An 8,936-nucleotide genomic window follows, 5' to 3' on the forward strand; every position below is an offset into this window, starting at 1 on the left:
TCGCGCGCGCGAATGCATAGGTCACACTTGCCATAGTCTTCAGAATTACACTGGAAATCTCTTTCCCACCAGATCACCCCAATCACCGAAAGTTTTGGAAGAAGGGCGCTCAACGGACATACCTCGTCATCAGAATTGTTAGGTGGTATCTTCGGAATTTAAGCAAAAGCTTGCAAGTATCGGAGTGGCGGCGTTTGGGTAGTATTTTTGTCTCTGTGTTGCTGCCGCTCGCCGTTGTTGTGATCATGTTCAGCCTTGGGCTTGGGCTGACGGTGGCTGACTTCAAACGTATCGGGCAACGCCCACGTGCCTTTTGCGTGGGGGCCATTAACCAGATCTTTTTGCTGCCGGTCATCGCGTTTGCCGTGATCTATACCTTTGGGATGTCCTCCGAAACAGCCGTGGGTATCATGATATTGGCGGCCTGTCCGGGTGGGGCCATAAGTAACATCGTGACAAAACTTGCGAACTGGGAAGTCGCCCTGTCGGTTACTCTCACAGCAGTGTTCAGTCTGACATGCGTCATCACCGTACCCATCATTCTGGGTTTTTCGATGCAAATGTTCATGGGCACCACCGCGCCTGCCATCGATATTTCTTCAACGGCTATAGCGATGTTTTTGTTGACAGCTTCACCAATACTGGCAGGCGTAACTGTACGAACATTGGCGCAGCCGACTGTGGTTGTCATCGAGCCAATTCTTAGCAAAATCTCAATGCTATTCTTTGCGGCGGTCATTGGTGGGGCGATCATGTTAAATTGGGCGGTGGTCGAGGATAACTATCTTAGACTTGGACCTGCACTTTTTGTTATCTGCGGGTTTCTCACTGTGACCGGCATCATGAGCGCGCGATTGCTCGGATGTACAGATGCTGAGGCAAAGACGATCTCAATAGAAACCGGTGTCCAAAACGGCGCTTTAGGGATCGCGATTGCAGCCCTGTTGTTGCCAAACAGCGATGAGCTAAGCGCATATGCTATCCCTTCGGCAATTTATGGCGTGATCTGGATCGCGACTATGTTGCCTGTTTTCACTTTCCTTGCGCGAAAGAAGCCGAAATTGATGATCTAGTCGCCTATTTTCTTCTACTGGTTTAGGATCGGGCAATATCCCGTACTTTCCATGTCTGAGCACGGCAATGCCAAGTTGTTTTGCGGGAGTTCAGGCAATCAACCGGTTGGACGATGGCCGTGTCGAAGCGTCCATCGGGCACTGCAAGCTCAACCTTTAGCCCAACAATCGGCACTATGTGCCGCCCAAAATTGCCGGAAGGTCTTGCTCTGCAAATATTTGTTTGCTGGTCGAGCAGGGCCTTTCTGATTTAGAATCCCACCTTAAAGAGATAGGTCTCCGCATAGAAGACGGACCAGTGGAGCGGGTCGGTGTTCAAGGCACAATCCTTTCGCTGTATTTGTGCGATCCGGACGGCAATCTCGTTGAGACAAGTGAGTACCTGAGTCATGCGGAAAAGATTTTCCACCTTGGCGTATCGAGAATTAGCACCCATTCCGGTAAACGTTTCCCAGCTTTGCGATGTCGCGCAGTATTAGGTTGTGCTTGGCAAAAGTGATGGTCGCCACGTGTTCAGATGAAAGTGCGGCACACTACATTCTCGGTAGTTGACAATTTAGATTACTATCATAATCTTTCTGAAAAAGGAGATTCTCGGTGACCACTCATGCACCTGACGACATCGTCGTCGCCGCCGCCCGCCGAACCCCTCTCGGGGCGTTCATGGGCGCATTTTCGTCCACGCCCGCGACCGATCTTGGCGCCGCTGCCATACGCGCCGTTCTCGACGACACGGGCATCGGCGCCTCTGACGTTTGTGAGGTTTTGATGGGATGCGTGTTGCCCGCCGGTCAGGGGCAGGCCCCGGCGCGGCAGGCTGCGAAATCGGCGGGTCTTGCGAATTCCGTCGGCGCGACGACTGTGAACAAGGTCTGCGGCTCAGGCATGAAGGCGGTGATGCTGGGGCATGATCTGATCCGGGCAGGCAGTGCCAAGATCGTGCTTGCCGGTGGGATGGAAACCATGTCCAGCGCACCATTCCTGTTGCCCAAAATGCGCAGGGGGCACAAAGCCGGCAGCACCGAGGTTTTGGATCACATGATAATGGACGGGTTGGAGGATGCCTATGAACACGGGCGACCCATGGGCGATTTTGGCGAAGCGACGGCCCAGAGCTATGGGTTTACCCGCACCCAGCAGGACAGGTTTGCCGCAGAAACCCTGAAACGGGCGCAGCAAGCACTTTCAACAGGTGCCTTCGATAACGAGTGCACTCCAGTCACTGTTACAGGCCGCAAAACGACGACCACTATAACCCGAGATGAGAGGCCTGAACGGATCGACGTGGCCAAAATCCCTGATCTGAGGGCCGCCTTCGGTGCAGAAGGCACAATAACGGCCGCTAGTTCCTCGGCCAATGCCGACGGAGCTGCCGCCCTGGTTTTGACCCGGGCAAGCGAGGCCGACGCGCGCGGATTGCCGACCATGGCCCGTATCATAGGCCACACCACTCACTCACAAGACCCGGCGTGGTTCACGACGGCACCCATCCCGGCAATCCGCGCTTTGCTGCAGAAAATTGGCTGGCAGGCCGAGGATGTCGACCTGTTCGAAATCAACGAAGCCTTCGCCGTGGTCGCCATGGCCACTGCGCAAGAGATTGGGATTCCGCGTGAAAAACTGAACGTCAACGGCGGGGCCTGTGCTTTGGGCCACCCGATTGGCGCGACGGGCGCGCGCATTCTGGTGACACTGATCCACGCGTTGAAAGCCCGCGGGCTAAAGCGGGGTGTGGCGTGCCTGTGTATCGGGGGCGGAGAAGCAACAGCGGTCGCAGTGGAGGTGCCGGAATGAACATGGAAGGCGATAAATACAACATGGTTCCCATGCCGGACCTGACCTTTGGTCTGGCTGACCCTCGGAAAGCCGCGGAAATGACCGGGCTGGAAAAGATGCAGGCTATCGTTCGTCAGGACTTTCCAGCGCCCCCGATCGTCGAAGTCACCCAACAATGGATTCATGAAGTGGGTGAGGGACATGTCACCTTCCTGGGCAATCCCGATCCGCGCTATCTGAATCCCATGCGGTTGATCCATGGCGGCTGGACAATGACCCTTTTGGATTCTGCACTGGGATGCGCCATCCAGACGGTGCTGAAGCGCGGCGAAACCTTTGCAACGCTTGGAACCGAAGTGAAGTTTCTGCGGCCCATCCTGCCCTCGACCGGTCAGGTGAGATGCCGGGCCGAGATCGAAAGCCGGGGAACACATACCGCAACAGCCTCGGGGCGCGTAGAGGATACGAAGGGGCGTATGCTGGCCACGGGCACGACCACATGCTTCATCCGAAACCTGTTGTGATCCCGGGTTTCGACCTTGGAGTCATCGTGCGTCCACGTGAATTCTGACGTCCGTTCAAAAAAAACCGGTCACACATGCAACGCGCCTGTCGTCTAAACTAACAAATGACCACATTGAGGGTGAACAGGATGCGAGACATTCAGAACGTAGTCAGAGCCGCGCAGCAGGGCGATCAGGCGGCCTTGACCGAGGTCGTGTCCAGAATACAGGATACGATTTACAAGCTGTCGATCCGAATGCTTGCTGATGCCACAGCAGCCGAAGACGCAACTCAGGACATTCTGGTTCTGGTTATCACGCGGCTCAGCCAGTTTCGCGGAGACAGCCGGTTTTCGACTTGGGTCTATCGGGTCGCCGTCAATCACCTGCTGACCGCCAGAAAGATCAGGGCGCGAGAGTTCGGTCTGACCTTCGAAGATTTTGCCGACGATCTGGAAGACGGCCTGCACGACTCTGACGCGGCAGACCCAACCGATGTCGTCATGTTCAACGAACTGCGCGTCGCCTGCACGATGGCAATGTTGCTATGCCTCGATATGGATCACCGGATTGCCTACGTGCTGGGCAGAATTCTTGAGCTGAGCCAATCCGAGGCCATTGAAATTCTGGGCCTACCAGCCGCGACATACCGCAAGCGCGTGTCCCGTGCCTCAGCGAAGGTCGAGGCTTTTACCGCCCAGCGATGCGGTGTGGTCTCGCCGGACACGGCGAAATGCGCGTGCCCCCGACGCCTGCCCAGAGCTTTGGAAATGCAGCGGATCGATCCCTCGGCCCCATTGACCCAATGCAGGGACACTCCAGGCTATTACGACGTTCTGCGGGAAGTGTCCCGCGTGGAAGAAAGCCTGCGCGGGCTTTGCGCCCAGAAGCTGGTTCCAGAGTTTCGTAACCCCAGAAGTTTCAGTGACAAGCTGAAACAGATTTTAACAGACCGCACCAACCCCGTCTGACCAGACTTAGCCCACGAAACGCCCACCTATCCGATCTGCGCCGCAGCTTGGACCAGTTCCGCACGTGCCTAACCCACCGAGAAAGGAATCGATATGACGACCCCCAAAACCCTGACGACGCTGACTTACGCCTGCATCACGCTCGGCGCTTTTTTGACCCCCTCCACAGCCGAAGAAAGTAAGACCATGACAAAAGAAGAAACGAATGTCCTGAGTGTCATCGAAACCATGACATCGTCCTTTGCAAAAGCCGATATCGACGCGGTCATGAACACCTACGAACCCGACGCAGTCATTCTGTTCGAACCCGGTGTCGGGACCAGCGATGAAGACGCCGTACGCCAAAGCTTTGCTCAGTTTGCCTCGATGAACCCCAGCTTTTCCTATGGCGGACATCAGGTTGTTGTCGCCGGGGATGTCGGGCTTCACATCAGCCCCTGGCAAATGAAAGGCACAGGTCCGGATGGAAATGCCTTCGAAACAGGCGGTTTGTCCGTTGCCGTGTTGCGAAAACAGCCAGATGGTAAGTGGTTGATGGTCATCGACAATCCCTATGGTAACCTCCATCTGGACAATCAATGAACCTGACCGGGCGGCGGCGTCTTTCGGGCACCGCCGCCTGCCCCTTCTATTTTCATACCTGATGACGCCCAATCTTTAGGAAGCCTGAACATGTCCGCTACGGAACGTGTGTTTGAATACACCTGTGTTTGCTGCGGTCTGCCCCAACGAGGCACGCCGTCTTTTGGCTATGATATGCCGATCGAGGTTTTCGATATCCCGGAAAGCGAACGGCCTGAGCGTGTCTGGCTTGACCCGGATGTCTGCGTCATCGACGACAAGAAATTCTTCGTCAAAGGCTTGCTCGATATCCCGATCCAAGGGGTGAAAGAGCCGTTGAGTTGGGGGTTGTGGGTCACCCAAACCCAAGCCGAGCTTGAGGCATACGAAGATACGCGCGGCACAGACCGCTCTGGCGTCGTGACGAGCGGGCAGATCACCGTGACAATGCCGGGCTACGAAGGGTTCGATCGACACGGCAACAATCACGTTCTGAATTGCGAACTTGTTGGCCAGCCCAAGGGCCTGCGGCCTTTGATAAAGCTGCGCCCTACACTTCATGTTTTGTACGACGACGCGACGTCCGGCATCGGTTGGGATAAAGCCACCGATCTGGTTGCCCGCGTTCCGCATCATTGAAAATTCACCCACTCCTCTCATCGAAATTTTCAGGACTTAGGAATGAACTTTGCTGAATTGGCCGAAAACGCCCAAAATCACTATGCAACTCAGTTTGAACGGTTTGTGCTCAACCAGCGGCGCGTTCACCAATCGGGCGTTGCGGAAATCAAACTGCAAGTGGGCGATGAAACCGGTCTGTACGGGGGATATTACTGCGCTGATTTCTATACGGCAGGAAAAAGCGGCGAGTTTCTGGAATTTTCCTCGACACAGCCATTCAAGTGCCCCGCCACGATCTTTCAGTGGAAAGAGGCACCATTGCGGATTTCCGATCTGCACTGGAATAACGTCCGTATCGAACACGAGCGCCCCTATATCGACATGCTTCAGTTTCAGGAGTGGTTCAGTCGCTGGTTCGATCTGGAGGGCCTCAATGAAACGGCGAACGGGGCGTTTTCCAATGCCATTCACTCTGTGTCTGTCGAAGCCCATCGCCTGACGGTTGATTTCGGGTCCGCGCCAGCGAAGGCGCTGACCCAACTGCTGGACGTTTTAGCAAAGGATGGTGCGGAGTTGCGGATCTCGGCCCCGAGTTAGCGCCGTTTCTGACGTTCGAACAATCAATCAGGGAACATAGACCAGGCCCGGCCGGAACAAATATCCTTCACCGTCGGGAAAAACCTGAACATGCAGCACCAGGTCACTTGTTTCCCCGTCTGAATTGGACAGATCAACGAGGACCTGCCAATAGCCGTCCATCCACAGGTAGACAGAAGTCTTCCAGCTTTCCGCGCTGAGCTCACCAAAACTGTCCGGATAGTCAGTGAAGGACTTCTGGCATATCTCAAGCGTTTGCATGTCAACATCGCCGATACCCTGGCCCGCAGGCTTGCGACCTTCAACAAATGCATCTGCAATCGCCTTCAATGTCGCCCGCCATTCGGTCGGAACGGCTTGCTCAACATCCGGGTTCTTTTCCACGTGAATCGTTTCCATGTCCTGACCAATGAATCGTTGTTTTTAAGGGGTTTTTACGCAAATTTGCGTCAAACAAATAGCGATTTCGAGACCGGGAAACTGGCATCAAAGCGACGCTAATTTACCGCTGATCCCACAGGCTTTGATGTTCGATAGACCGCGTCGTTGTCAGAGTAAAATTCCGCCAGTGTCTGCACCGGGGTTCCGGTGATATCCGCGACCGCCGTGTTAACCCCGCTGAACGATCCGGTGGCATAGTCTTTGGCGACCTCTCCCAAATGCTGCGCAAGATAGTCTATGTCAGCAAGCTGTTCGACCAGCCCCGGATCGGCGGGATCGGAAAATGCGCGACTGATCTGTTGTTTAATAGGATCACAGAAGACCTCCGCCGGGACCGGCTGAAACGTCAGCCTGCGACCGATATGTTGACCCATTTGATCCACCATCTCGGCCGGAGTCACCTCAGCTGCGCCAGTCAGTTTATAGGTTTGTCCGGCATGCTGATGCGGTGATTTCAGCAGTGCGGCAACCACGCGCCCCTGATCCATGCCGGAAATCGGTGCGTGTCGCCCACCGTCAAATGGTAGAAAAACAGTGTCGCCCCGCGCCAGCATAGGTGCCGTTCGCGTCATCCAATCGGCAAAGAATGTGGGGCGCAGATGTGTGACCGGCACGCCACACCAATCCAAAGCGCGCTCCGCCAACCAATGCGCTTTCGCCGCCCGACTAGTGGCGTCGGGGCGGGCCGAAATCTGGGACATATTGACGATGTAGCCTACACCTGCTTCTCGGGCAAAATGGGCAAACTGGACGGTCGCGGGTACCAGCCCCGACCGTATCGGATAAACAAAATACGCGCGGTCCACATCTGCTAGCGCGCGTTGAACATCCGCCATGTTGGTGATGTCACCAACGCAGATTTCCACGCCTCTTTCTTCCAGAGCCTTGGATGTTTGGTCATGTCTGCGAACCAACGCTCTGACCTCAAAGTCATCGGTATCAAGTTGTGTGAGTGCATGGCCGCCGGTCAAACCGGTTGCGCCCGTGATCAGGAGTCTCTTCTTTGTCATGCAATCGACCTTTGATTATCTGGGTTGGAATTGGGCTGACTCAGTTGGAGGACAACCAGCCAAGCAGCAGCTCGGTCAGCCTGTCCGGTTGATCATGTTGCGAGAAGTGACCGGCGTCAGGCCAGATGGCCAGCGTCAAAGGGGCGGACACGAAGTCCCATGTGTCGCCCAACCCGGACACAAGTAGAAACGGGTCTTGAGCTCCAAAAACAACCAGCGTTGGAGCTTTGATCTTTGCCGGATCGGGTTCAAACGCACGGTATGGGCGCTGTGGATAGTGAACGCGGTAGTAGTTCAGCATTGCGTTGAGATCAGACCGGTCCATTGCTGCGTGATGACGTTCAAGAAACGCGGGATCGCTGACCCAGTTGCTGATCAGTTCGCGCGATATCCTCTCGGCCGCGCCGGGGCTGCGGAAGAAATCCACGTACTGACTGGCGGTCACCTGTTCAGGGTTTGTGGCAAGTTCATTAGCCATCGACCAGGGATGAGGGATGTTCAAGACAACAAGGCGCGTTACCAGATCCGGACGTTCCATAGCGACATGCCACGCCAGAAATCCGCCCCAGTCATGCCCGACCAGCGTAACGGGGCCCGCATCAATATCCGAGATCACCGCCTCGACATCTGCAATGAGGTTTTCAATGGCATAGGCCTCGGGCGCAACTGGCTGATCGCTCAGGTTGAAGCCCCGCAAGTCCATAGAAGCGACGCTGTAATCCGACGACAACGCCTCCATCTGACGCCACCACGTGAGCCAGTGATCCGGAAATCCATGCACGAACAAAACCGGGTCACCCGACCCGGTCGTCACATAGTGAATAGAGGCGCCGGATCGCGACGTGGTATGGTGTTCGACGGAGTTTTCGAAGTCGCTTAACGCGTCAGCTCCAGCCTGAAATCCTGTCAGCAGAACCAGCGTGGCCACGATCATCGCCCACACGGATGGCTGTTTGGAACGGGTTTCGGCGGATGGTTGTGACAAGGTGTTTCTGGGGGGTATTCGGGTGGGACCGGTCGTCTTCGATCGCATGTCAGTGGCTCCATATAAAACAGACGTCACCATCTAAAGATTACAATCGTAATCCTAGCAAATAAAAGTCATTCACAGTCTGTTGATGAGACCGCTGGAGCGGACATGCGGTTGTTTTGCAAAGCTATCTATTAACTACAGTCAGCTATTGAACGATTGAAGACTTCGAGCCATCCTATCTTACGAACGGAGATTCTGTGAGCCAGTTCTGCTCTGCCCCCTGAAAACTGGATCGTTTGCGGCTAGAGTTTTCCGCTAGATTTCCCTGGCTGGGAGAGGAGCGGAATCGCATGAAAGCATCGAAGTTCACGGAGGCGCAGAAGGCCTTCATCCTGAAGCAGGGCGAGCAA

10 protein-coding genes are annotated in these 8,936 nt (G+C 55.3%); 7 read left to right on the top strand and 3 right to left on the bottom strand.

Features of this window, described 5'->3' with window-relative positions; genetic code table 11:
* The first annotated feature begins 194 nt into the window (after window positions 1-194).
* The 7 genes from ACOQFT_RS02115 (at window position 195) to ACOQFT_RS02145 (ending at window position 6,102) form a co-directional block, all read left to right on the top strand.
* Window positions 195-1,073, top strand: a complete 879-nt coding sequence (locus ACOQFT_RS02115; RefSeq protein ID WP_421596420.1) for a bile acid:sodium symporter family protein — start codon at window positions 195-197, stop codon at window positions 1,071-1,073.
* Window positions 1,074-1,670: 597 nt separating this feature from the next.
* Window positions 1,671-2,867: an acetyl-CoA C-acyltransferase gene (locus tag ACOQFT_RS02120; protein ID WP_421596421.1), complete on the top strand. Its 1,197-nt coding sequence runs from the start codon at window positions 1,671-1,673 to the stop codon at window positions 2,865-2,867.
* On the top strand, window positions 2,864-3,373 hold the full coding sequence (locus ACOQFT_RS02125) for a PaaI family thioesterase (RefSeq protein WP_421596422.1): 510 nt from the start codon (window positions 2,864-2,866) through the stop codon (window positions 3,371-3,373). Before ACOQFT_RS02120 ends, ACOQFT_RS02125 begins: the two co-directional genes overlap by 4 nt.
* Before the next feature lie 128 nt (window positions 3,374-3,501).
* Entirely contained in the window at window positions 3,502-4,323 is an 822-nt protein-coding gene (locus tag ACOQFT_RS02130; protein WP_421596423.1) for an RNA polymerase sigma factor, read from the top strand.
* A gap of 93 nt (window positions 4,324-4,416) precedes the next feature.
* The gene (locus tag ACOQFT_RS02135; protein ID WP_421596424.1) at window positions 4,417-4,905 is read left to right on the top strand and encodes a YybH family protein; all 489 of its coding nucleotides are present in this window, start codon (window positions 4,417-4,419) and stop codon (window positions 4,903-4,905) included.
* A gap of 90 nt (window positions 4,906-4,995) precedes the next feature.
* A complete protein-coding gene (locus ACOQFT_RS02140; protein WP_421596425.1) occupies window positions 4,996-5,523 on the top strand; it encodes a DUF2199 domain-containing protein in 528 nt (175 codons plus the stop codon).
* A gap of 42 nt (window positions 5,524-5,565) precedes the next feature.
* On the top strand, window positions 5,566-6,102 hold the full coding sequence (locus tag ACOQFT_RS02145) for a hypothetical protein (protein WP_421596426.1): 537 nt from the start codon (window positions 5,566-5,568) through the stop codon (window positions 6,100-6,102).
* A gap of 27 nt (window positions 6,103-6,129) precedes the next feature.
* Here the strand turns inward: ACOQFT_RS02145 and ACOQFT_RS02150 are convergent, their stop codons facing one another.
* The 3 genes from ACOQFT_RS02150 to ACOQFT_RS02160 all read right to left on the bottom strand — a co-directional run bounded on the left by ACOQFT_RS02150 (window position 6,130) and on the right by ACOQFT_RS02160 (window position 8,586).
* Complete coding sequence (locus ACOQFT_RS02150) at window positions 6,130-6,501, bottom strand: DUF7668 domain-containing protein (protein ID WP_421596427.1); 372 nt, start codon at window positions 6,499-6,501, stop codon at window positions 6,130-6,132.
* A gap of 98 nt (window positions 6,502-6,599) precedes the next feature.
* Window positions 6,600-7,553: an NmrA family NAD(P)-binding protein gene (locus ACOQFT_RS02155; protein ID WP_421596428.1), complete on the bottom strand. Its 954-nt coding sequence runs from the start codon at window positions 7,551-7,553 to the stop codon at window positions 6,600-6,602.
* 40 nt (window positions 7,554-7,593) lie between these two features.
* On the bottom strand, window positions 7,594-8,586 hold the full coding sequence (locus tag ACOQFT_RS02160) for an alpha/beta fold hydrolase (RefSeq protein ID WP_421596429.1): 993 nt from the start codon (window positions 8,584-8,586) through the stop codon (window positions 7,594-7,596).
* Window positions 8,587-8,936: the final 350 nt, after the last annotated feature.

It is taken from the genome of Ruegeria sp. MALMAid1280 (genome assembly GCF_049195285.1).
Taxonomy (GTDB): Bacteria; Pseudomonadota; Alphaproteobacteria; order Rhodobacterales; family Rhodobacteraceae; genus Ruegeria.

Bases quoted from the DNA above. Each gene is read 5' to 3' on its own strand.
- ACOQFT_RS02125 (WP_421596422.1), top strand. From the start codon at position 2,864: ATGAACATGGAAGGCGATAAATACAACATGGTTCCCATGCCGGACCTG.
- ACOQFT_RS02130 (WP_421596423.1), top strand. From the start codon at position 3,502: ATGCGAGACATTCAGAACGTAGTCAGAGCCGCGCAGCAGGGCGATCAG.
- ACOQFT_RS02135 (WP_421596424.1), top strand. From the start codon at position 4,417: ATGACGACCCCCAAAACCCTGACGACGCTGACTTACGCCTGCATCACG.
- ACOQFT_RS02140 (WP_421596425.1), top strand. From the start codon at position 4,996: ATGTCCGCTACGGAACGTGTGTTTGAATACACCTGTGTTTGCTGCGGT.
- ACOQFT_RS02145 (WP_421596426.1), top strand. From the start codon at position 5,566: ATGAACTTTGCTGAATTGGCCGAAAACGCCCAAAATCACTATGCAACT.
- ACOQFT_RS02150 (WP_421596427.1), bottom strand. From the start codon at position 6,501: ATGGAAACGATTCACGTGGAAAAGAACCCGGATGTTGAGCAAGCCGTT.
- ACOQFT_RS02155 (WP_421596428.1), bottom strand. From the start codon at position 7,553: ATGACAAAGAAGAGACTCCTGATCACGGGCGCAACCGGTTTGACCGGC.
- ACOQFT_RS02160 (WP_421596429.1), bottom strand. From the start codon at position 8,586: ATGCGATCGAAGACGACCGGTCCCACCCGAATACCCCCCAGAAACACC.